This is a genomic window from Pseudomonas sp. YuFO8, from assembly GCF_035065025.1.
GTDB lineage: Bacteria > Pseudomonadota > Gammaproteobacteria > Pseudomonadales > Pseudomonadaceae > Aquipseudomonas > Aquipseudomonas putida_AE.
The window spans coordinates 133,524-153,952 of the sequence record NZ_JAXDEQ010000008.1 but is presented as its reverse complement, the minus strand read 5'-3'; the positions used below and the strand labels follow the sequence as shown (position 1 = coordinate 153,952).

21 protein-coding genes and 1 other RNA gene are annotated in these 20,429 nt (G+C 59.9%); 17 read left to right on the top strand and 5 right to left on the bottom strand.

From position 1 onward, the window contains the following. Nucleotides 1-199: 199 nt before the first annotated feature. Nucleotides 200-1,336 (top strand): acyl-CoA dehydrogenase family protein, encoded by a 1,137-nt coding sequence (locus SOP95_RS09925; protein WP_274074199.1) that lies wholly within the window; start codon nucleotides 200-202, stop codon nucleotides 1,334-1,336. Between the two features lie 103 nt (nucleotides 1,337-1,439). Here SOP95_RS09925 and SOP95_RS09915 read toward each other — a convergent pair whose 3' ends face one another. Next, nucleotides 1,440-2,480: an NADP(H)-dependent aldo-keto reductase gene (locus tag SOP95_RS09915; protein ID WP_323606959.1), complete on the bottom strand. Its 1,041-nt coding sequence runs from the start codon at nucleotides 2,478-2,480 to the stop codon at nucleotides 1,440-1,442. A gap of 246 nt (nucleotides 2,481-2,726) precedes the next feature. On the opposite strand from SOP95_RS09915, the gene rplM reads away from it, so the two are divergent. From rplM to SOP95_RS09880, 7 genes are all read left to right on the top strand, one after another. After that, entirely contained in the window at nucleotides 2,727-3,155 is a 429-nt protein-coding gene (gene rplM / locus SOP95_RS09910) for a 50S ribosomal protein L13 (RefSeq protein WP_003228062.1), read from the top strand. 14 nt (nucleotides 3,156-3,169) lie between these two features. Next, on the top strand, nucleotides 3,170-3,562 hold the full coding sequence (rpsI, locus tag SOP95_RS09905) for a 30S ribosomal protein S9 (RefSeq protein WP_003228056.1): 393 nt from the start codon (nucleotides 3,170-3,172) through the stop codon (nucleotides 3,560-3,562). A gap of 269 nt (nucleotides 3,563-3,831) precedes the next feature. After that, nucleotides 3,832-4,425, top strand: a complete 594-nt coding sequence (gene petA / locus SOP95_RS09900) for a ubiquinol-cytochrome c reductase iron-sulfur subunit (RefSeq protein ID WP_274074201.1) — start codon at nucleotides 3,832-3,834, stop codon at nucleotides 4,423-4,425. Then, on the top strand, nucleotides 4,425-5,636 hold the full coding sequence (locus SOP95_RS09895) for a cytochrome b (protein WP_008060256.1): 1,212 nt from the start codon (nucleotides 4,425-4,427) through the stop codon (nucleotides 5,634-5,636). The genes petA and SOP95_RS09895 overlap by 1 nt, the downstream gene beginning before the upstream one ends. Then, nucleotides 5,636-6,418: a cytochrome c1 gene (locus SOP95_RS09890; protein WP_274074202.1), complete on the top strand. Its 783-nt coding sequence runs from the start codon at nucleotides 5,636-5,638 to the stop codon at nucleotides 6,416-6,418. The genes SOP95_RS09895 and SOP95_RS09890 overlap by 1 nt, the downstream gene beginning before the upstream one ends. Before the next feature lie 150 nt (nucleotides 6,419-6,568). Further along, nucleotides 6,569-7,186: a glutathione S-transferase N-terminal domain-containing protein gene (locus SOP95_RS09885; protein ID WP_007972581.1), complete on the top strand. Its 618-nt coding sequence runs from the start codon at nucleotides 6,569-6,571 to the stop codon at nucleotides 7,184-7,186. 16 nt (nucleotides 7,187-7,202) lie between these two features. Beyond that, nucleotides 7,203-7,616, top strand: coding sequence for a ClpXP protease specificity-enhancing factor (locus SOP95_RS09880; RefSeq protein ID WP_046819002.1), 414 nt, complete (start codon nucleotides 7,203-7,205; stop codon nucleotides 7,614-7,616). A 165-nt stretch (nucleotides 7,617-7,781) separates the two neighbouring features. Here the strand turns inward: SOP95_RS09880 and SOP95_RS09875 are convergent, their stop codons facing one another. The 4 genes from SOP95_RS09875 to SOP95_RS09860 all read right to left on the bottom strand — a co-directional run bounded on the left by SOP95_RS09875 (nucleotide 7,782) and on the right by SOP95_RS09860 (nucleotide 11,228). After that, nucleotides 7,782-8,360, bottom strand: coding sequence for a BON domain-containing protein (locus tag SOP95_RS09875; RefSeq protein WP_008147477.1), 579 nt, complete (start codon nucleotides 8,358-8,360; stop codon nucleotides 7,782-7,784). Then, nucleotides 8,357-8,950, bottom strand: coding sequence for a phosphoheptose isomerase (locus tag SOP95_RS09870; protein WP_007972584.1), 594 nt, complete (start codon nucleotides 8,948-8,950; stop codon nucleotides 8,357-8,359). The genes SOP95_RS09875 and SOP95_RS09870 overlap by 4 nt, the downstream gene beginning before the upstream one ends. Nucleotides 8,951-9,054: 104 nt before the next feature. Beyond that, on the bottom strand, nucleotides 9,055-9,417 hold the full coding sequence (locus tag SOP95_RS09865; RefSeq protein ID WP_274074377.1) for a YraN family protein: 363 nt from the start codon (nucleotides 9,415-9,417) through the stop codon (nucleotides 9,055-9,057). Further along, complete coding sequence (locus SOP95_RS09860) at nucleotides 9,417-11,228, bottom strand: penicillin-binding protein activator (RefSeq protein ID WP_323606947.1); 1,812 nt, start codon at nucleotides 11,226-11,228, stop codon at nucleotides 9,417-9,419. The genes SOP95_RS09865 and SOP95_RS09860 overlap by 1 nt, the downstream gene beginning before the upstream one ends. A gap of 208 nt (nucleotides 11,229-11,436) precedes the next feature. Between SOP95_RS09860 and rsmI the strand changes: the two genes are divergently transcribed. From rsmI to mraY, 9 genes are all read left to right on the top strand, one after another. Continuing rightward, on the top strand, nucleotides 11,437-12,309 hold the full coding sequence (gene rsmI / locus SOP95_RS09855; RefSeq protein ID WP_323606946.1) for a 16S rRNA (cytidine(1402)-2'-O)-methyltransferase: 873 nt from the start codon (nucleotides 11,437-11,439) through the stop codon (nucleotides 12,307-12,309). A gap of 75 nt (nucleotides 12,310-12,384) precedes the next feature. After that, nucleotides 12,385-12,738: RNase P RNA component class A (rnpB, locus tag SOP95_RS09850), an RNA gene on the top strand. A 356-nt stretch (nucleotides 12,739-13,094) separates the two neighbouring features. Next, entirely contained in the window at nucleotides 13,095-13,550 is a 456-nt protein-coding gene (gene mraZ, locus SOP95_RS09845; protein WP_274074204.1) for a division/cell wall cluster transcriptional repressor MraZ, read from the top strand. Next, nucleotides 13,547-14,494 (top strand): 16S rRNA (cytosine(1402)-N(4))-methyltransferase RsmH, encoded by a 948-nt coding sequence (gene rsmH, locus SOP95_RS09840; protein WP_046819006.1) that lies wholly within the window; start codon nucleotides 13,547-13,549, stop codon nucleotides 14,492-14,494. The genes mraZ and rsmH overlap by 4 nt, the downstream gene beginning before the upstream one ends. After that, nucleotides 14,491-14,784, top strand: coding sequence for a cell division protein FtsL (gene ftsL / locus SOP95_RS09835; RefSeq protein WP_032834661.1), 294 nt, complete (start codon nucleotides 14,491-14,493; stop codon nucleotides 14,782-14,784). Before rsmH ends, ftsL begins: the two co-directional genes overlap by 4 nt. Next, nucleotides 14,784-16,523, top strand: coding sequence for a peptidoglycan D,D-transpeptidase FtsI family protein (locus tag SOP95_RS09830; RefSeq protein WP_178134366.1), 1,740 nt, complete (start codon nucleotides 14,784-14,786; stop codon nucleotides 16,521-16,523). Before ftsL ends, SOP95_RS09830 begins: the two co-directional genes overlap by 1 nt. Continuing rightward, on the top strand, nucleotides 16,523-17,986 hold the full coding sequence (locus SOP95_RS09825) for a UDP-N-acetylmuramoyl-L-alanyl-D-glutamate--2,6-diaminopimelate ligase (RefSeq protein WP_323606945.1): 1,464 nt from the start codon (nucleotides 16,523-16,525) through the stop codon (nucleotides 17,984-17,986). The genes SOP95_RS09830 and SOP95_RS09825 overlap by 1 nt, the downstream gene beginning before the upstream one ends. After that, nucleotides 17,979-19,346, top strand: coding sequence for a UDP-N-acetylmuramoyl-tripeptide--D-alanyl-D-alanine ligase (locus tag SOP95_RS09820; RefSeq protein ID WP_274074206.1), 1,368 nt, complete (start codon nucleotides 17,979-17,981; stop codon nucleotides 19,344-19,346). Before SOP95_RS09825 ends, SOP95_RS09820 begins: the two co-directional genes overlap by 8 nt. After that, on the top strand, nucleotides 19,346-20,428 hold the full coding sequence (mraY, locus tag SOP95_RS09815) for a phospho-N-acetylmuramoyl-pentapeptide-transferase (RefSeq protein ID WP_008060275.1): 1,083 nt from the start codon (nucleotides 19,346-19,348) through the stop codon (nucleotides 20,426-20,428). Before SOP95_RS09820 ends, mraY begins: the two co-directional genes overlap by 1 nt. Nucleotide 20,429: the final 1 nt, after the last annotated feature.

Sequence of the window (20,429 nt, the reverse complement as noted above, 5' to 3'; positions counted from 1 at the left end):
CAATGGCCAGGATGCTGACGCGCCGTAGAGGCGTGGAGGCTTGGTTAGACATAATTCAACTTTATTCTTATAGGGGAAAGTGGTCACCAGACGGCTGGATCGTCTTATTTTTTGTCGGATGTGTCCAGTGTCCTGTATCGGACACGAGGCATAGTCTCTGAAGGTCCAATCCTTCTAACAACAAAGAAAAGGGTGCCGCATGATTCCCAGAACCTTGTTCAGTTCCGAGCACGAACTTTTTCGCGACAGTGTGCGAACGTTCCTCGAAAAAGAAGCAGTGCCGTACCACGGGCAATGGGAAAAACAGGGCTATATCGATCGTCAACTCTGGAACAAGGCAGGGGAGGCGGGGATGTTGTGCTCGCATCTGCCGGAGCAGTACGGCGGGCTGGGGGCAGACTTCCTGTACAGCGCGGTGGTCATCGAAGAGGTGGGGCGCCTGGGGCTGACCGGTATCGGTTTCTCCCTGCATTCGGACATCGTTGCGCCCTACATCCTGCATTACGGCAGTGAAACGCTGAAACACAAATACCTGCCGAAACTGGTGTCTGGCGAGATGGTCAGTGCCATCGCCATGACCGAGCCCGGCGCCGGTTCCGACCTGCAAGGGGTGAAGACCACCGCCGTGCTCGATGGCGACGAGTACGTAATCAACGGCTCGAAGACCTTCATCACCAACGGCTTCCTCGCCGACCTGGTGATCGTCGTCGCCAAGACCGATCCTAAGGCGGGCGCGAAGGGCACCAGCCTGTTCCTGGTGGAGGCCGATACGCCCGGCTTCGATAAGGGCAAGCGCCTGGAAAAGGTCGGCATGAAAGCCCAGGACACTTCGGAACTGTTCTTCCAGGACGTGCGGGTGCCCAAGGAAAACCTGCTGGGTCAGGCCGGGATGGGCTTCGCGTATTTGATGCAGGAGTTGCCGCAGGAGCGCCTCACCGTCGCCATCGGCGGCCTGGCTTCAGCCGAGGCGGCGTTGCAATGGACACTGGACTACACCCGCGAGCGCAAGGCGTTCGGCAAGGCGATTGCCGACTTCCAGAACACCCGGTTCAAGCTCGCCGAGATGGCGACCGAGATCCAGATCGGCCGGGTCTTTGTCGACCGCTGCCTGGAGTTGCACCTGCAAGGCAAGCTCGATGTGCCGACGGCTGCGATGGCCAAGTATTGGGGCACGGACCTGCAATGCAAGGTGCTCGACGAGTGCGTGCAGTTGCATGGCGGCTACGGTTTCATGTGGGAGTACCCGATCGCCCGGGCGTGGGCGGATGCGCGGGTGCAGCGGATTTATGCGGGGACCAATGAAATCATGAAGGAGATAATTGCCAGGTCATTGTAGGAGCGAGCTTGCTCGCGATGGGCGTCAACGATAACGCTGAAAGCCTGACACCCTGCGGTGTGCTCAGGTTTTTCGCGAGCAAGCTCGCTCCTACAGGTGCGGGTTATGGCGCAGGATTCGGGTGATCCTTGTGGATCGCCTCGATCCCTTCCAGTACTTCCTCCGACAACTTCAGATCAAAACTGGCAATGTTGCTGTCCAGTTGCTCCAGTGTCGTGGCGCCGATAATGTTGCTGGTCACGAACGGCTGTTGCGTCACAAATGCCAGGGCCATTTGCGCCGGGTCCAGGCCGTGCTCACGGGCCAGAGCGACGTAACGGCTGCAGGCCGCTTCCGACTGTGGGTTGAAATAGCGGCTGAAGCGGCTGTAGAGGCTCAGACGGCCTTTTGGCGGGCGCGCCCCACCTTCGTACTTGCCTGACAGGAAACCGAACGCCAGCGGCGAATAGGCGAGCAGGCCGCACTGTTCGCGGATGGCGATTTCCGCCAGGCCGACCTCGAAGCTGCGGTTGAGCAGGTTGTAGGGGTTCTGGATCGACACCGCGCGCGGCCAGCCGTGTTGCTCGGCCAGGGCCAGGAACCGCATGGTGCCCCACGGCGTTTCGTTGGACAGGCCGATGTGGCGGATCTTGCCGGCCCGGACCTGTTCGTCCAGCGCCTCGAGGGTGTCCTCCAGGGGCGTCAGGTTGGCTTCGGTCTGGTGCTTGTAGCCCAACTGCCCGAAGAAATTGGTGCTGCGCTCCGGCCAGTGCAGCTGGTACAGGTCAATGTAGTCGGTCTGCAGGCGCTGGAGGCTGGCATCCACGGCCTCGGTGATGTGCTGGCGATTGTGTCGCAGGTTCTTGTCGCGGATGTAGTCGATGGTGTTGCCCGGGCCGGCGATCTTGCTGGCGAGGATCCAGTCGGCACGGTCACCGCGACTTTTGAAGTAATTGCCGATGTAGCGCTCGGTGGTGGCATAGGTTTCGGCCTTGGGCGGCACCGGGTACATTTCGGCGGTATCGATGAAGTTGATCCCGGCGTCCTTGGCTCGCTCGATTTGGGCGAAGGCGTCTGCCTCGCTGTTTTGCTCGCCCCAGGTCATGGTGCCGAGGCAGATTGCGCTCACGTTCAGGTTGGTTCGGCCTAGCTGGCGATAGTCCATCGGGTGCTCCCCTGGGCAAAACAATCATAAAAGCAGGTTGAATTATTTTTCGCAATCTGCATAATTGCGCACCTCTTTCTGCAGTGGAAGTGATGCGCCGCCGCCGAAGAATCTTGCCGTTGAACGGACGCGCCGACCCGAGCCCCCGAAAGCGTCTGTATCCGGCTGCCTTTGACTTGTCAAAGTACGCACTATTCAGTAAGATCCGCCGTCTAATTTACAGGGCGGCCCCTGAGGCTATAAAGAATGAAAACTTTTACTGCTAAACCGGAAACAGTAAAGCGCGACTGGTTTGTCGTCGACGCTGCTGGTCAGACCCTGGGTCGTCTGGCCACCGAAATCGCGAGCCGTCTGCGTGGCAAGCACAAGCCTGAGTACACTCCTCACGTTGACACCGGCGACTACATCGTCGTAATCAACGCCGAGCAGATCCGTGTTACCGGCGCTAAAACCACTGACAAAATGTACTACTCCCACTCCGGTTTCCCGGGCGGCATCAAGTCGATCAACTTTGAAAAGCTGATCGCCAAGGCCCCTGAGCGCGTGATCGAGACCGCGGTCAAAGGCATGCTGCCTAAGAACCCGCTGGGTCGCGACATGTACCGTAAGCTGAAAGTCTATGCGGGCGCTGCACACCCTCATACTGCTCAGCAGCCCCAAGAACTGAAGATTTAACGGAATAGTTCATTATGTCGGCGACTCAAAATTACGGCACTGGCCGTCGCAAGACCGCAACCGCACGCGTTTTCCTGCGTCCGGGTACTGGTAACATCTCCATCAACAACCGTTCGCTGGATAATTTCTTCGGCCGCGAAACTGCCCGCATGGTAGTTCGTCAGCCGCTGGAATTGACTGAGACTGTCGAGAAGTTCGACATCTACGTCACCGTGATCGGCGGTGGTGTGAGTGGTCAAGCTGGCGCAATCCGCCACGGCATCACCCGCGCTCTGATGGACTACGACGAAACTCTGCGCAGCGCTCTGCGTAAAGCCGGCTTCGTAACCCGCGATGCACGTGAAGTTGAACGTAAGAAAGTTGGTCTGCGTAAAGCGCGTAAGCGTCCGCAGTACTCGAAGCGTTAATTCGCTTCCACGTTCAAAAAAGAACGCCCAGTTTCCTCACGGAGCTGGGCGTTTTTTTGTGCCTGTGATTTTCTCAAAGAATTGCGCTGTGACAACTTGCCACATCAGCAGAGCCCCTATACTCCAAGGCTTGGCAGTGGTGCCTCGGGGTAATTACCTTGTCAGAATTGGGGCTTTTCATTACCATTCGGCAAAATTTTTATAAGTACAGAGTTTTACTTAGTAGATGCCTGATTTAACAGGCCACAAAGCTGATGGGAGAGGACTGAATGAGCAATGACGGCGTGAATGCAGGCCGGCGTCGCTTCTTGGTAGCAGCCACATCCGTGGTGGGTGCTGCAGGAGCGGTGGGGGCTGCGGTCCCGTTCGTGGGGTCATGGTTTCCCAGTGCCAAGGCGAAAGCCGCAGGTGCACCGGTGAAAGTGAATGTCAGCAAGATCGAGCCAGGCCAGCAGATGATTGCTGAGTGGCGCGGCCAGCCGGTATTCATCGTCCGCCGTACGCCGGAAATCCTGGGGAATCTGAAGAAGATCGAGGGTCAGTTGTCTGACCCGACCTCCAAGAACTCGACTCAACCAACCTATGTTGATCCGGAAACCCGTTCGATCAAGCCTGAGGTCCTGCTGCTGATCGGTATCTGCACGCACCTGGGGTGCTCGCCGACCTTCCGTCCCGAAGTCGCTCCCGCCGATTTGGGCAAGGATTGGGTAGGTGGCTATTTCTGTCCTTGCCACGGCTCCCACTACGACCTGGCTGGCCGCGTCTACAAGTCGCAACCTGCGCCTTTGAACCTGCCAGTTCCCCCGCATTCCTATGAGACCGATGACATCATCGTCGTTGGCGTCGATACGGAGAAAGCGTGATGAGCAAGTTCATGGATTGGGTTGATGCGCGCTTTCCCGCCACCAAGATGTGGGAAGACCATCTCAGCAAGTATTACGCTCCGAAAAACTTCAACTTCTTCTATTTCTTTGGCTCCCTGGCGCTGCTCGTCCTGGTCAACCAGATCGTTACCGGTGTCTGGCTGACCATGAGCTACACCCCTTCGGCGGAAGAGGCCTTTGCTTCCGTCGAGTACATCATGCGCGACGTCGAGTACGGCTCGATCCTGCGCCTGCTGCACTCCACCGGCGCTTCGGCGTTCTTCATCGTGGTCTATCTCCACATGTTCCGTGGCTTGCTCTACGGTTCGTACCAGAAGCCGCGCGAGCTGGTGTGGGTGTTCGGCATGCTGATCTACCTGGCGCTGATGGCCGAGGCCTTCATGGGCTACCTGCTGCCTTGGGGCCAGATGTCCTACTGGGGCGCCCAGGTGATTATCTCGCTGTTCGGTGCGATCCCGGTCATCGGCAACGACCTGACCCAGTGGATCCGTGGTGACTACCTGATTTCCGGGATCACCCTGAACCGCTTCTTCGCCCTGCACGTGGTGGCCTTGCCGATCGTGATTCTCGGCCTGGTGGTGCTGCACGTCCTGGCCTTGCACGAAGTCGGTTCGAACAACCCGGACGGCGTCGACATCAAGAAATACAAGGACGAAAACGGCGTGCCGCTGGACGGTATCGCGTTCCACCCGTACTACACCGTGAAAGATATCGTCGGCGTGGTGGTGTTCCTGTTCATCTTCTGCTCGATCGTGTTCTTCTTCCCGGAAATGGGCGGCTACTTCCTCGAGAAGCCGAACTTTGAAGTGGCGAACGCGTTCAAGACCCCAGAGCACATCGCTCCGGTCTGGTACTTCACGCCCTTCTACGCGATCTTGCGTGCGGTTCCGGACAAGCTCCTGGGTGTAATCGCCATGGGTGCGGCCATCGCCGTGCTGTTCGTCCTGCCGTGGCTGGACCGTAGCCCGGTCAAGTCGATGCGCTACAAGGGCTGGATGAGCAAGATCTGGCTCTGGGTATTCTGCATTTCGTTCGTGATCCTGGGCGTGCTGGGTGTCCTGGCGCCGACGCCAGGCCGTACGCTGCTGTCGCAGGTATGTACCTTCCTGTACTTCGCCTACTTCATTCTGATGCCGTTCTACACCAGGCTCGAGAAGACCAAACCGGTTCCGGAAAGGGTGACTGGCTGATGAAAAAACTATTTGCTGTATTGATGCTTGCTGCCCTGCCGGTGTTCGCTTTCGCAGCAGAACACGGTGGCCCCGAGCTGGAAAAAGTCGACATCGACGTGGCCGACAAGGCGGCGATGCAGGATGGCGCGCGTACGTTCGCCAACTATTGCATGGGCTGCCACAGCGCCAAGTTCCAGCGTTACGAGCGTGTTGCCGATGACCTTGGCATTCCGCACGAGTTGATGCTCGACAAGCTGGTGTTCACCGGCGCCAAGATTGGCGATCACATGAACATCGGCATGCAGCCGGCTGACGCCAAGACCTGGTTCGGTGCGGCGCCGCCCGACCTGACCCTGGTCGCTCGTGTTCGTGGCACCGATTGGCTCTACGGTTACCTGAAGTCGTTCTATGAAGACCCGTCGCGCCCTTGGGGTGTGAACAACAAGGTCTTCCCGAACGTCGGCATGCCTAACGTACTGGTCGGCCTGCAGGGTCGTCAGGTCGTCGGTTGCAAGCAGGTGCAGATCGTCGAGGACGGCAAGAAGCAATATGATCCGCTGACCGGTACGCCGCTGACCCATGAAGCGTGCGATCAGCTGACCATCGTGCCGAAGAGTGGCGCCCTGACCGAAGAGCAGTTCGATGAGAAGGTCAAGAATCTGGTAACCTTCCTGGCTTACTCGGCTAACCCGGTTAAGTTGCAACATCAGCGCATCGGTACGTACGTATTGCTGTACCTGGCGTTCTTCTTCGTATTCGCTTATCTGCTCAAGCGCGAATACTGGAAAGATGTGCACTGATAAAGCTTCAAGCAATTGCTGTTAATCGCGCGCGCCCAAGGGCGCCTCTGAAGGTGTAACGAGCCTGGTGAACCAGGCGTTACGGGAGGCGCCCTCTGGGCGCGCTCGTTTTTCCGCTTCCGATAATTTCAACAAGCGAGGAGGATCGCCATGGGCGTGACCAATCGGTTGGCCTGTTACTCCGACCCCGCCGACCACTATTCCCACCGAGTGCGAATCGTACTGGCAGAGAAGGGTGTCAGCGCTGAGATCATTTACGTTGAGGCTGGTCGCCAGCCGCCTAAACTGATCGAAGTGAACCCTTACGGCAGCTTGCCGACGCTGGTCGATCGTGACCTGGCGTTGTGGGAGTCTACGGTGGTGATGGAATATCTGGATGAGCGTTACCCACATCCGCCGCTGTTGCCGGTCTATCCGGTGGCGCGTGCCAACAGTCGTTTGCTGATTCATCGTATTCAGCGTGACTGGTGTGGTCTGGTGGATCTGATCCTGGATTCGCGGACCAAGGAAGCAGCGCGCGCCGTGGCGCGTAAAGAGCTGCGTGAAAGCCTGACAGGCGTGTCGCCGCTGTTTGCCGACAAGCCATTTTTCCTCAGTGAGGAACAAAGCCTGGTGGATTGCTGCCTATTGCCAATACTCTGGCGATTGCCGATTCTGGGTATAGAACTGCCGCGGCCAGCCAAGCCGCTGCTTGATTACATGGAGCGCCAGTTTGCGCGTGAGGCTTTCCAGGCGAGTCTGTCTGGTGTCGAACGCGACATGCGCTAAGGCTTAAGGAGCCGCTATGAACTCCAGTCGACCTTATCTGGTCCGTGCGCTCTACGAGTGGATTGTTGATAACGATTGCACCCCGCACATGCTGGTCAATTCCGAGTATCCCTCGGTGCAGGTGCCGCAAGGTTTTGCCAGTGATGGCCAGATCGTCCTGAACGTATCGCCACAGGCCGTGCGTCATTTGCACATGGACAACGAGGCGGTGAGCTTCGAAGGCCGCTTCGGTGGGGTGCCGCATACCCTGTACGTGCCTATCGCATCGATCCTGGGCATCTACGCTCGGGAGAATGGTCAGGGCATGGTGTTCGATCTGGAGTCGCCCCTGGAGGACGAGGAAGAGATCGAGCCGGATGACGATATCCCGCCTCCGGACAGCGAGCCGCCGCGGCCAAGCGGAAGGCCCAGCTTGAAGGTGGTGAAATAAAAAAAGGGCGATCCGCAAGGATCGCCCTTTTTATTTCACTGTTGGAGCCGGCTTGCCGGCGAAAGCGGTCGAAAGACCAGCGCAATGTTCAATGACGCCTTCGCCGGCAAGCCGGCTCCTACAGGTCGATGGCGTTCCAGCGTCGCCATCCCCGACAAACAAAGATCAGTCGATGTATTCAAACAATTTGACGATCTTCTGCACCCCGGAAACCCCCTGCACCAGGTTGGTCGCCTGTGCAGCTTCCTGCTTGGTCAACAACCCCAGCAGGTAAACGATGCCGTTCTCGGTCACCACCTTGATGCGCGAGCCAGGGATGTTCGGGTCGGTGAGCATCTGGGTCTTGATCTTGGAGGTCAGCCAGGTGTCGTTCTGGCGGGCAAGGAAGCCGGAAGGTGGCAGCACCTGCAGTTCGTTATGCACCGTCTTGACCCGCTGAACAGCGGCAGCAGCCTGTTCGGCCTTGGCCTTGAGGTCGGCACGCGGGGTTTGCCCGGCGAGCAGTACGACGCCGTTGAAGCTGGTGACGACGATGTGCGAGTCGTTGTCCAGGGCCGGATCGGCCTTGGCGATGTTCACGCCGACCTTGGTGTCGATCAATGAGTCGTCGATCTTGCTGCCGAAAGTGCGGGTGCCACGGTCATCTTCAATCGGTGCTTCACGGCTGGCATTGACCACCGAGGTGCAGCCGCTGATGCCGAGGCATAGGGTCAGGGCCAGTAGGCCGAGGCGATTAGGGGTCATTCTTCACTCCCGAACAGTTGGCTGTCGATCAAATCGCAAAGGCAATGGATCGCCAGCAGGTGGACTTCCTGGATACGTGCGGTGACGTTGGCCGGAACGCGAATCTCGACGTCCTCGGGCAAAAGCAGCGACGCCATGCCGCCGCCATCGCGACCGGTCAATGCTACGACAATCATTTCGCGATCATGTGCGGCCTGGATCGCTTGAATTATGTTGGCCGAGTTGCCGCTGGTGGAAATCGCCAGCAGTACGTCGCCCGGCTGACCGAGTGCACGGATCTGTTTGGAGAAGATTTCGTTGTAGCTGTAGTCGTTGGCGATCGAGGTGATCGTCGAGCTGTCGGTGGTCAGCGCAATGGCTGGCAGGCTCGGGCGTTCACGTTCGAAGCGGTTGAGCAGCTCGGACGAGAAGTGCTGTGCGTCACCGGCAGAGCCGCCGTTGCCGCAGGAAAGCATCTTGCCCTCGTTGAGCAAGGCGTTGACCATCACCTGGCTGGCTTGCTCGATGTGCGGTGCAAGTACTTCCATCGCCTGTTGCTTGGTGTCGATACTGGCCTGAAAAAGCTGGCGAATTCGGGATTGCATGTCCATCTGTGTGACCTTAATGAGCGCGGCTGTCCGGCACGTGAATGTGCAGCCCGCAAAGCAAAGAGCAAAATTGTTGAGTGGTGGTGTCCGGTTCGGGGCGTAGGCAATCAGCTGTCGAAGGCATTTTGCAACCAGTTCAACTGATCGAGGTCGCTGTCGATCGCAACCACGTCGAAGCGGCAAGGGGCGTTGGCCCAGCGCGACTCACGCTGAAGAAAATATTGCGCGGCAAAAATCAGTTTTTGCCGTTTGCGCTCATCGATGCTATCGAGCGCGCCACCCCATTGAGTGTTTTTTCTGTAGCGAACTTCAACGAATACTACTGTATCGCCCTCCAGCATGACCAGATCAAGCTCGCCGCGTTTACACAACCAGTTCTGCGCCAGTAGCTGCAGGCCTTGTCGCTGAAGATGCTCGAGCGCATGGCGCTCGGCATCTTTACCGCATTGCTGGCGTGACCTTTCAGGCATCAGCGTGGGGTGTTCGGCAGGCGTTGAACCTGGCCATTGACGAACTGCGCCCACGGCAGCTCGCGCACTACGCGCTGGTTCTGGGTCATGCTCAGGCTGCCCGATTGACCTTCGATACGGCTGTCCGGCAGGGCCTTGAGCTGGCCCAGGCGGGGTGCCAGGCTGTAGGCGTCCACGCCCATGGCGTACAAACGGCCCAGGCTGCCGCCCGCTTGAGGCCATTGCGCGGTGACCTGGCGGCGCAACGGATCGTTGGCGTCCAGCAGCCATGGGGTTTCGCAGAAGCGCACGCCATTCATGTCGTTGTACTGGTTGACGTCGCCGCTGGCGCTGAAGACGTGGGACGTGGCGTAGACCGGAACGTCACCGGCGTACTGGAAGTTCAGGGTCGGCTTGATCTGCTGGGCCTGTTGCGGCGTGGCAGCGAGGAAAATGAACTCGATGTCCTGGCGACGCGACGGCTGGGCGGCTACCTGCGAGCCAACGGTGCTTTGCAGGCTCTTGGCGCGACCTTCGCTCTGGCGCAGCTGGAACATGTCGGCAATTTGCTGGGCCAGTTGTACCGGCTGGTCGACACGCTCGGTGGCGACGATGCTGCCGCCATTGGCTTGCCAGTCCTGGCTGAACGCCTTGAGTACGCGGTCGCCCCATTCGCCTTTCGGTACCATGATGGCGGCGCGGTGCAGGCCGTCGGCGCGAGCGCGGCGGGAGACTTCGCGGGCTTCGTCTTCAGCGGCCAGGCCAAACTGGAACAGCTGGGCCGGACCTTGAGCACCTTCGCTGTAGTTCAGGGCCAGGGTAGTGATCGGCAGCTGCGGGAGGGCGCTCAGCTGTTTGACCAAGGGTTTTTCCAGCGGACCTACCACCAGTTGCACGCCATCGGCCTGGGCCTTGCGATAGAACTCGTCGAGCGAGGTCAGGCGCGAGCTGTCGTAGAACTCGATGGCCGGCGGTTTCTGTCCGGACTGTTGTGCCTGGTAGTGGGCGGCCATGAAGCCTTCGCGCAATGCCTTGCCGACCGACGCCAGCGGGCCGTCCTGCGGCAGCAGCAGGGCGATTTTATTCAGGGGCTGGCTGGCCAGGTCCTTGAGGTTGGTCAGTGGCAGCGGCAGCTGGCGGGCGGCCGGGTGTTTCGGGTTCTGGGCGCGCCAGTTGTCGATCGCCGCCTGCTGCTGTTCAAGAGTGCCAGCGGTTTTTACCGCCAGTGCCAGGGCCATCCAGCCGCCAAGATCGTCGTCGGTGGTCGGCTGCAATTGCTCGGTCGGCAGCGAAGCGATCAGGGTCCAGATGGCCTCGTGGTTTTTGCTCGCCGCTTCACCGCTCAACATCGGTGCGATAAAAATGCGTTCCTTTGCCGCGGCCAGGGTCTGGCCATCGGCTTCAAGGGCGCGGGCGCGAACGGTGCCGGTGCGGACCTGTTGCTCTTCCGGCATTTCGCCCAGGCGCTGGAAGCTCGGGTGGCTCAAGGCGGTCAGCGCGGCTTTCGGCTGGTTGCGGGTCATGGCCAGTTCAGCCGCCAGGGTGTTGGCGAAGATCTGTTGGCCTGGCTTGAGTGTTTCAACGGGCACCTGTTGCAGGATCTGCGCGGACTGGCCGGCATTGCCCTGATGATAGGCCAGGTCGGCTGCGCTCAGGCGTAGCAGTGCCGCGTCTTCCGGCGTTTTGCTTTGGGCGGCCTTTTCGAGCAGTTGCTCGATGCTGGCATCCGGGGTCCGTGGAAGTTCGCCAAGGCTGGAGGAGGGCGAGCTGGCGCAAGCCGCCAGCAAGGCAGCGAGGCATAGGGCAGAGAACAGCCGCAGGCAAGCGATCATGTAGTGTTCCTGATACTCGATCAAATTAGCGTGGAATTGTACCCAAGCACTGGCCGGGGCGCGATGTTGCTGGTAAGAAACGATCAATTTAGCTGGTGTAAATGTTGCCGTGCGCTACAAAAGCCTGCAAAAGCGGGTGTTGCTTGCCCGTATCGCGAACGTCGCTACGCGCTACAATGGCCGTTTTATCGATCATGAGGTGTGCGCTTTGACTGCTCCAGGTGCTTTGAATTCCGCTGCTGGCTCGCTTTATGTGGTGGCGACGCCCATCGGCAACCTGGACGATATCAGTGCCCGGGCGCTGAAAATATTGCGTGAGGTGGCCTTGATTGCCGCTGAAGACACCCGCCACTCCCAGCGCCTGATGCAGCATTTCGGCATTCCCACGCCCCTGGCTGCCTGTCATGAACACAACGAGCGCGATGAAGGTAGCCGCTTTATCACCCGCCTGCTCGCGGGTGACGATGTCGCGTTGATTTCCGATGCCGGTACGCCGCTGATCTCCGATCCGGGTTATCACCTGGTTCGCCAGGCGCGTGCGGCGGGCATCAATGTTGTGCCTGTGCCGGGGGCCTGTGCGTTGATTGCGGCCCTGTCGGCGGCGGGTTTGCCGTCGGACCGTTTCATCTTTGAAGGCTTCCTGCCGGCCAAGGCGGTGGGGCGACGCGCGCGTCTTGAACTCGTCAAGGAAGAGCCGCGTACGCTGATTTTCTACGAGGCGCCGCACCGTATCCTCGAATGCCTGCAGGACATGGAACTGGTGTTCGGTGCCGAACGCCCGGCGTTGCTGGCGCGGGAGCTGACCAAGACGTTCGAAACGTTCAAGGGCTTGCCGCTGGCCGAGTTGCGCGAGTTCGTCGAGTCGGACAGTAATCAACAGCGCGGCGAGTGCGTGGTGTTGGTGGCGGGTTGGACGGCCCCCGAGGAGGAGGGCGCGGTCAGCAGTGAAGCGATGCGTATCCTCGATCTGTTGCTCGAAGAAATGCCGCTCAAGCGTGCCGCGGCGTTGGCGGCGCAAATTACCGGCGAACGCAAGAATGTGCTGTATCAGATTGCGCTGGATAAACAAAAGGGCGAGTAAAACCCGACGCACCGGCGTGCGCAACGGCGCTTAACGCTTGTTCTTCGGGCGCTCTGCCGGTAACCTTCGCGGCGGAGAGTCGATCGGACAGTCGCTGCCCTCTATGAAAATTAGGGGGGGGAGGAAAGTCCGGGCTCCATAGGGCGAAGTGCCAGGTAATGCCTGGGAGGCGTGAGCCTACGGAAAGTGCCACAGAAAATAACCGCCTAAGCGCTTCGGCGCCGGTAAGGGTGAAAAGGTGCGGTAAGAGCGCACCGCACGTCTGGCAACAGTTCGTGGCTAGGTAAACCCCACTTGGAGCAAGACCAAATAGGGTCCCAAGGCGTGGCCCGCGCTGGGACCGGGTAGGTTGCTAAAGATGTCCAGTGATGGCCATCGTAGACGAATGACTGTTCAAGACAGAACCCGGCTTACAGATCGACTCTCCACCTTTTTTCTCCCCTCTGCTTAAATCATTGAGCAGGGGTCCGATGATGGCAATTTCCCTCCTTACACATTCGTCCTCATTATCACTTTCGTAATATCAAAAAAATCTTACTCTTAATAAATCACTTTAACTTCTGAACGCAGCCTCCTGTGCTGATTCAAGTTGTTGGGCGGTTTCATCCGTCTGATTCTGATTGCTCCTCTCTTTATGCTCCTAAATCTCAGTTCTGTAAGGGTTTTCCTGTAATCCGCGCCTTGACGGTGTGGTGGGCGCATTCCTATAGTGTGCGCAAGTGGCGGAAAGTGGCGTAAAGTGGGTTTTCTGAACGTAAAACGCTAGAATTTGGAGAAACGCTGACGTGTTTCGCGGAGCCAACGCAATCAGTCTCGATGCAAAGGGCCGTCTCGCTATGCCGAGCCGGTACCGCGACGAGCTGGTTTCGCGTAGTTCCGGTCAGTTGATCGTCACCATTGATGCCGTTGATCCGTGTCTGTGTGTTTACCCCCTCGATGAGTGGGAAATTATTGAAACCAAACTGCGCGCACTGCCTTCGCTTCACGAAGCGAACCGCCGTCTGCAACGTTTACTGATTGGCAATGCCGTCGACCTCGAGCTCGATGGCAGTGGTCGTTTTCTGGTTCCACCGCGTCTTCGTGAATATGCCAAGTTGGATAAGCGCGCGATGCTGGTAGGCCAACTGAACAAGTTCCAATTGTGGGACGAAGATGCCTGGGATGCGGTTGCTGCCGCTGATCTGGCTGCTATTCAAGAACCGGGCGCGATGCCTGATAACCTGCGTGAATTGATCCTGTGACTATAGATAGCGGCTTTAACCACATCACCGTACTGCTTGACGAAGCCGTCGAGGCTCTCGCCGTACGTCCTGATGGCTGCTATCTGGACGGAACGTTCGGACGGGGCGGACACAGCCGGTTGATCCTCAGCCAGCTCGGTCCCGATGGTCGGTTGCTCGGGTTCGACAAAGACCCTCAAGCGATTGCCACCGGGCAGACGCTAGCGGCCGAAGACGGCCGCTTTGTCGTTGTACAGCGCAGCTTTGCCGAGCTGGGTGCGGAAGTTGCCGCACGCGGGATGAACGGCAAGGTCAGCGGCGTGCTGCTTGACCTGGGCGTCTCTTCGCCACAGCTGGACGACCCTGAGCGCGGCTTCAGCTTCCTCAACGATGGCCCGCTGGACATGCGCATGGACCCGTCCCGCGGGATCAGCGCTGCCGAATTCGTCAACACCGCGCCCGTGGAAGAAATCGCCCGGGTGTTCAAGGAATACGGCGAAGAGCGTTTTTCCGGGCGCATGGCCCGTGCCGTGGCCGAACGTCGCGATATCAAACCGTTCGAGCGCACCGCCGATCTGGCTGAAGTGCTGAAGGTCGCCAACCCTGCGTGGGAAAAGGGCAAGAACCCGGCTACCCGTGCATTCCAGGGGTTGCGCATTCACGTCAACAACGAACTGGGCGATCTGGAAGCCGGTCTCGAAGCCGCGCTGGAGAGCCTGGAAGTGGGCGGTCGCCTGGTGGTGATCAGCTTCCATTCGCTGGAAGATCGCATCGTCAAGCTGTTCATGCGCAAGCTGGTCAAAGGCGAAGCCGACAACCTGCCACGCAACCTGCCGGTTCGGCACGTCGCTTTCGAACCGAAAATCAAAATCCATGGCAAAGCGCAGACGGCCTCCGACGCCGAGCTGAAGGCCAACCCACGCTCCCGTAGTGCTGTCATGCGCGTGGCGGAGAAGCTGCGGTGAGCAAGCTCTTCGCCAAGCCACTTCCCGGCGGAAGCTTTTTCATGCTGCTGTTGTTCGTGGGCGTGCTCGTGTCGGCCATTGGCGTGTCCTACAGCGCCCACTGGAACCGTCAGTTGCTGAACACGCTGTACGGCGAGTTGAGCGTGCGCGACAAGGCGCAGGCCGAATGGGGTCGCCTGATTCTTGAACAAAGCACCTGGACCGCCCACAGCCGTATCGAAGTGCTGGCCACCGAACAACTGAAAATGCGCATTCCCGGCGCCGCCGAAGTGCAGATGGTGGCGCCATGATGAAACTCGAAGGCGCTCTTTTTCCATGGCGTTTCCGCCTGGTACTGGGTCTGCTCGGCGTCATGGTGGCGGCGATCGCCTGGCGCATCATTGACCTGCAAGTGGTCGACCGTGCCTTTCTCAAAGGCCAGGGCGACGCGCGCAGCGTTCGGCATATTCCGATTCCGGCTCACCGAGGCCTGATCACCGATCGTAATGGCGAGCCCCTGGCCGTCAGCACCCCGGTCACCACCTTGTGGGCCAATGCCAAGGAAATGCAGCTGGCCAAGGAAAAGTGGCCGGCACTGGCTGCTGCGCTGGGGCAGGACCCCAAGGCACTGGCCGAGCGCCTTGAAGCACAAGCCAACAAGGAATTCATTTATCTGGTGCGCGGGCTGACGCCTGAGCAGGGCCAGGCCGTACTCGACCTGAAAGTGCCGGGTGTCTACGGCATCGAAGAGTTCCGCCGTTTCTACCCGGCCGGTGAGGTCACCGCCCATATGGTCGGCTTTACCGACATCGACGACCATGGTCGAGAAGGGGTCGAGCTCGCCTACGATGAATGGCTGGCCGGGGTCCCCGGCAAACGGCAAGTGATCAAGGACCGGCGCGGCCGGTTGATCAAGGATGTCCAGGTCACCAAAAACGCCAAGGCCGGAAAGCCCTTGGCGTTGTCCATTGACCTGCGCCTGCAATACCTCGCCAACCGCGAATTGCGCAACGCGATCATCGAGAACGGCGCCAAGGCCGGCAGCCTGGTGATCATGGACGTGAAGACCGGCGAAATCCTCGCCATGGTCAACCAGCCGACCTACAACCCGAACAACCGCCGCAACCTGCAACCGGCGATGATGCGTAACCGCGCGATGATCGACGTGTTCGAACCGGGTTCGACCATGAAGGCGATCTCGATGAGTGCCGCCATCGAAACCGGACGCTGGAAGCCGAGCGACACCGTCGAGGTGTACCCGGGCTCCCTGCAGATCGGCAAGTACACCATCAAGGACGTCTCCAAGAGCGAAGGTCCGGTGCTTGACCTTGCCGGTATCCTGATCAATTCCAGTAACGTCGGCATGAGCAAGATCGCCTTCGATATCGGTGGTGAGACGATTTTCCGCCTGGCGCAGAAAGTCGGTCTCGGCCAGGATACCGGCCTCGGCTTCCCGGGCGAGCGTGTCGGCAACCTCCCGAACTACCGCGAATGGCGCAAGGCTGAAACCGCCACGCTGTCCTACGGCTACGGTGTTTCCGTGACGGCGATCCAGTTGGTTCACGCCTTCTCGGCCCTGGCCAACAACGGTCGCCTGGCGCCGCTGACACTGATCAAAACCGACAAGGCGCCGCAGACCACCCAGGTGTTGCCGGAAGCCGTCGCGAAAACCATGCAAGGCATGCTGCAGCAAGTGATCGAAGCGCCGCGCGGGGTATTCCGTGCGCAGGTGCCGGCTTATCACGTGGGCGGCAAGTCCGGTACTGCGCGTAAAACATCGGTCGGCACCAAAGGCTATGCAGAGAACTCCTACCGCTCGCTGTTCGCCGGTTTCGGCCCGATGAGCGATCCGCGCTACGCCATCGTGGTGGTGATCGACGAGCCGACCAAGGCCGGTTACTTCGGTGGCCTGGTGTCTGCGCCGGTGTTCAGCCGTGTGATGTCCGGCACCCTGCGCCTGATGAACGTTACCCCGGACAACCTGCCTCCTACCCAACAAGCGAACGCAGCGCCGGTCGTTCCACTGAAAGCCAATGGAGGGCGCGGCTGATGTCTTTGAGCCTGAACAAGATTTTCCCCCACGCCGGCCACGATCTGTTGATCCGTGAGTTGGCGCTGGACAGTCGCAACGTACGCGCGGGTGACCTGTTCCTCGCGGTGCCGGGCGGCAAATTCGATGGCCGTGCGCACATTGCCGATGCGCTTGCGCGAGGCGCTGCGGCCGTGGCTTATGAAGTGGAAGGCGCTACCGTGCTGCCGATCACCGACGTGCCGCTGATTCCGGTCAAGGGCCTGGCAGCGCAGCTGTCGGACATCGCCGGGCGTTTTTATGGCGAGCCGAGCCATCACCTGAAACTGGTGGGCGTGACTGGCACCAACGGCAAGACCAGTGTGACCCAACTGGTGGCCCAGGCACTGGATCTGCTTGGTCAGCACTGCGGCATTGTCGGCACCCTCGGCAGCGGGTTTCATGGCGCGCTGGAAAGCGGCCTGCACACCACGCCAAACCCGATTGCAGTGCAAGCGACCTTGGGCGACCTGAAAAAGGCCGGTGCCAAGGCGGTTGCCATGGAAGTCTCGTCCCATGGCCTGGATCAGGGCCGGGTCACCGCGCTGGCATTCGATGTGGCCGTGATGACCAACCTGTCCCGCGACCATCTGGACTACCACGGCACCATGCAGGCCTATGGCGAAGCCAAGTCCAGGTTGTTCGCCTGGAATGACTTGAAGTGCCGGGTGGTCAACCTCGACGATGATTTCGGCAGGCAACTGGCTGATGAAAAACGCGAGTCGCGTCTGATCACCTACAGCCTGCTCGACAACAGCGCTTACCTCTATTGCCGCGAAGCGCAGTTCGATGATCACGGCGTGCGCGCCACGCTGGTTACGCCCCAGGGCGAACACCACCTGCGCAGCACGCTGCTGGGTCGTTTCAACCTGAGCAACGTGCTGGCCGCGGTCGGCGCCTTGCTCGGTCTGGACTATGCCCTGGACGAAATTCTCAAGGTGCTGCCCAAACTCGAAGGCCCGGCCGGGCGCATGCAACGCCTTGGCGGCGGTACCCAGCCGTTGGTGGTGGTCGATTACGCCCACACCCCGGACGCCCTGGAAAAAGTCCTGACGGCCCTGCGCCCTCACGTCAAAGGACGGCTGCTGTGCCTGTTCGGCTGTGGCGGCGACCGCGATCGCGGCAAGCGTCCGCTGATGGCCGAAGTAGTCGAGCGTCTGGCCGATGGCGTACTGGTCACCGACGACAACCCGCGTACTGAAGATCCATCGGTGATTTTCGACGACATCCGTGCCGGCTTCACCGCTGTGGATAAAGTGACCTTCGTGGCTGGCCGTGGCCAGGCAATTGCCCAGTTGATCGCCGGTGCGTCGGCTGATGACGTGATTGTCCTGGCCGGTAAAGGTCACGAGGACTATCAGGAAATCAACGGCGAACGGCATGCCTTTTCCGATCTGGTCGAGGCCGATCATGCCTTGACCGCGTGGGAGGTGGCCCATGCTTAAAGCCTTGAAACTGAGCGAACTGACCGGCGCGCTGAATGCACGCTTGATCGCAGCAGATGCGAGCTTCGACGGCGTCAGCATCGACAGTCGCGCCATCAAGCCGGGCCAGCTGTTCATTGCCCTGGCCGGTCCGCGCTTCGATGGCCATGACTACCTCAATGAAGTCGCGGCCAAAGGTGCCGTGGCAGCCTTGGTCGAGCGTGAAGTCGCCGACAGCGCGCTGCCGCAATTGCTGGTGGCCGATACCCGCCAGGCCCTGGGCCAACTGGGCGCGCTGAATCGTGCGGCATTCACCCAGCCAGTCGCCGCCATCACCGGTTCCAGCGGCAAGACCACGGTCAAGGAAATGCTCGCGAGCATCCTGCGCACCCGTGGCCCTGTGCTGGCCACCCGCGGCAACCTGAACAACGACCTCGGCGCGCCGTTGACCCTGCTCGAACTGGCACCGGAACACACCGCCGCCGTGATCGAGCTCGGTGCTTCGCGCCTGGGTGAAATTGCCTACACCGTGGGCCTGACCAAACCCCATGTGGCCATTCTCAACAATGCCGGAACCGCCCATGTCGGCGAGTTCGGCGGGCCGGAAAAAATCGTCGAAGCCAAGGGCGAGATCATTGATGGGCTGGATGCCAATGGCGTCGCCGTGCTCAATCTCGACGACAAGGCGTTCGACATCTGGAAGACCCGCGCTGGCGAGCGCAAGGTGCTGACCTTCGCCCTGAGCAATGTCAGTGCCGATTTCTACGCCAGCGACCTGGCCACCGATGCCCGTGGTTGCCCGGCGTTCAACCTGCACAGTCCTGAAGGTGTGGAGCGTGTTCAACTGAACCTGCTCGGCACCCATAACGTCGCCAACGCCATGGCTGCTGCGGCTGCCGCCCATGCCCTGGGGGTGTCGCTGTTCGGCATCGCCACCGGCCTCGGCGCGGTGCAACCGGTCAAGGGTCGTACCGTTGCGCAACTGGCCAGCAATGGCATGCGCGTCATTGATGACACTTACAACGCAAACCCCACCTCCATGTGCGCCGCCGTTGATATACTGGCCGGCTTTTCCGGTCGCACCGTTCTGGTGCTCGGGGATATCGGCGAGTTGGGCGACTGGGCGCAGCAGGGGCACCGCGACGTGGGCGAGTACGCCCGAGGCAAGGTTTCTGCGCTGTACGCCGTCGGGCCGATGATGGTTCACGCCGTCGACGCTTTCGGTCCACAAGCCTTTCACTTCAGCACGCAGGCTGAACTGATCAAGGCCCTGGGGGCCGAGCAGGATACAAACACCACCATTTTGATCAAGGGCTCGCGCAGCGCTGCGATGGAAAACATCGTTGCCGCTTTGTGCGGGACCAGTCTGGAGAAACATTAATGCTGCTGCTGCTAGCGGAGTATCTGCAACAGTTCTACAAAGGCTTCGCGGTCTTCCAGTACCTGACCCTGCGCGGGATTCTCGGTGTGCTGACCGCGCTGGTTTTGTCGCTGTGCTATGGCCCGTGGATGATCCGTACTCTGCAGAACCGTCAGATCGGCCAGTCCGTCCGTAACGACGGCCCGCAATCGCACCTGTCCAAATCCGGCACCCCGACCATGGGCGGTGCGCTGATTCTGTCTTCGATCGGTGTCAGCACCCTGCTGTGGGCTGACCTGACCAACCGTTATGTCTGGGTCGTCCTGTTGGTGACCCTGTTGTTCGGTGCCATCGGCTGGGTCGACGACTACCGCAAGGTGATCGAGAAGAACTCCCGCGGCTTGCCGAGTCGCTGGAAGTATTTCTGGCAGTCGGTGTTCGGCCTGGGCGCTGCGATCTTCCTTTATATGACCGCCGCGACGCCGGTGGAAACCACCCTGATCCTGCCGATGCTCAAGGATCACAGCATTGCGCTGGGCGCAGGCTTCATCGTCCTGACCTACTTCGTGATCGTCGGTTCGAGCAACGCGGTCAACCTGACCGACGGCCTCGACGGCCTGGCGATCATGCCGACCGTGATGGTCGGTGGTGGCCTGGGGATCTTCTGCTACCTGTCGGGTAACGTGAAATTCGCCGAATACCTGCTGATCCCTTACGTACCGGGCGCGGGTGAGCTGATCGTGTTCTGCGGCGCGCTGATCGGTGCCGGCCTGGGCTTCCTTTGGTTCAACACGTATCCCGCACAAGTCTTCATGGGCGACGTCGGCGCGCTGGCGCTGGGCGCGGCCTTGGGCACCATCGCCGTGATCGTCCGTCAGGAAATCGTCCTGTTCATCATGGGCGGCGTGTTCGTGATGGAAACCCTGTCAGTCGTCATTCAGGTTGCGTCCTTTAAGCTGACCGGTCGCCGTGTGTTCCGCATGGCACCGATTCACCACCACTTTGAACTCAAGGGCTGGCCCGAGCCGCGCGTGATCGTCCGTTTCTGGATCATCACCGTGATTCTCGTGCTGATTGGTCTTGCCACCCTGAAACTGAGGTAGA

What these genes read in the sequence shown, in the direction of transcription:
- SOP95_RS09925 (WP_274074199.1), top strand. Translation starts at nt 200, where the DNA reads ATGATTCCCAGAACCTTGTTCAGTTCCGAGCACGAACTTTTTCGCGAC.
- SOP95_RS09870 (WP_007972584.1), bottom strand. Translation starts at nt 8,950, where the DNA reads ATGGACATGCAATCCCGAATTCGCCAGCTTTTTCAGGCCAGTATCGAC.
- SOP95_RS09880 (WP_046819002.1), top strand. Translation starts at nt 7,203, where the DNA reads ATGAACTCCAGTCGACCTTATCTGGTCCGTGCGCTCTACGAGTGGATT.
- SOP95_RS09915 (WP_323606959.1), bottom strand. Translation starts at nt 2,480, where the DNA reads ATGGACTATCGCCAGCTAGGCCGAACCAACCTGAACGTGAGCGCAATC.
- rplM (WP_003228062.1), top strand. Translation starts at nt 2,727, where the DNA reads ATGAAAACTTTTACTGCTAAACCGGAAACAGTAAAGCGCGACTGGTTT.
- SOP95_RS09860 (WP_323606947.1), bottom strand. Translation starts at nt 11,228, where the DNA reads ATGATCGCTTGCCTGCGGCTGTTCTCTGCCCTATGCCTCGCTGCCTTG.
- SOP95_RS09830 (WP_178134366.1), top strand. Translation starts at nt 14,784, where the DNA reads ATGAAACTCGAAGGCGCTCTTTTTCCATGGCGTTTCCGCCTGGTACTG.
- SOP95_RS09820 (WP_274074206.1), top strand. Translation starts at nt 17,979, where the DNA reads ATGCTTAAAGCCTTGAAACTGAGCGAACTGACCGGCGCGCTGAATGCA.
- SOP95_RS09825 (WP_323606945.1), top strand. Translation starts at nt 16,523, where the DNA reads ATGTCTTTGAGCCTGAACAAGATTTTCCCCCACGCCGGCCACGATCTG.
- SOP95_RS09875 (WP_008147477.1), bottom strand. Translation starts at nt 8,360, where the DNA reads ATGACCCCTAATCGCCTCGGCCTACTGGCCCTGACCCTATGCCTCGGC.
- SOP95_RS09885 (WP_007972581.1), top strand. Translation starts at nt 6,569, where the DNA reads ATGGGCGTGACCAATCGGTTGGCCTGTTACTCCGACCCCGCCGACCAC.
- mraY (WP_008060275.1), top strand. Translation starts at nt 19,346, where the DNA reads ATGCTGCTGCTGCTAGCGGAGTATCTGCAACAGTTCTACAAAGGCTTC.
- SOP95_RS09865 (WP_274074377.1), bottom strand. Translation starts at nt 9,417, where the DNA reads ATGCCTGAAAGGTCACGCCAGCAATGCGGTAAAGATGCCGAGCGCCAT.
- rpsI (WP_003228056.1), top strand. Translation starts at nt 3,170, where the DNA reads ATGTCGGCGACTCAAAATTACGGCACTGGCCGTCGCAAGACCGCAACC.
- petA (WP_274074201.1), top strand. Translation starts at nt 3,832, where the DNA reads ATGAGCAATGACGGCGTGAATGCAGGCCGGCGTCGCTTCTTGGTAGCA.
- SOP95_RS09890 (WP_274074202.1), top strand. Translation starts at nt 5,636, where the DNA reads ATGAAAAAACTATTTGCTGTATTGATGCTTGCTGCCCTGCCGGTGTTC.
- SOP95_RS09895 (WP_008060256.1), top strand. Translation starts at nt 4,425, where the DNA reads ATGAGCAAGTTCATGGATTGGGTTGATGCGCGCTTTCCCGCCACCAAG.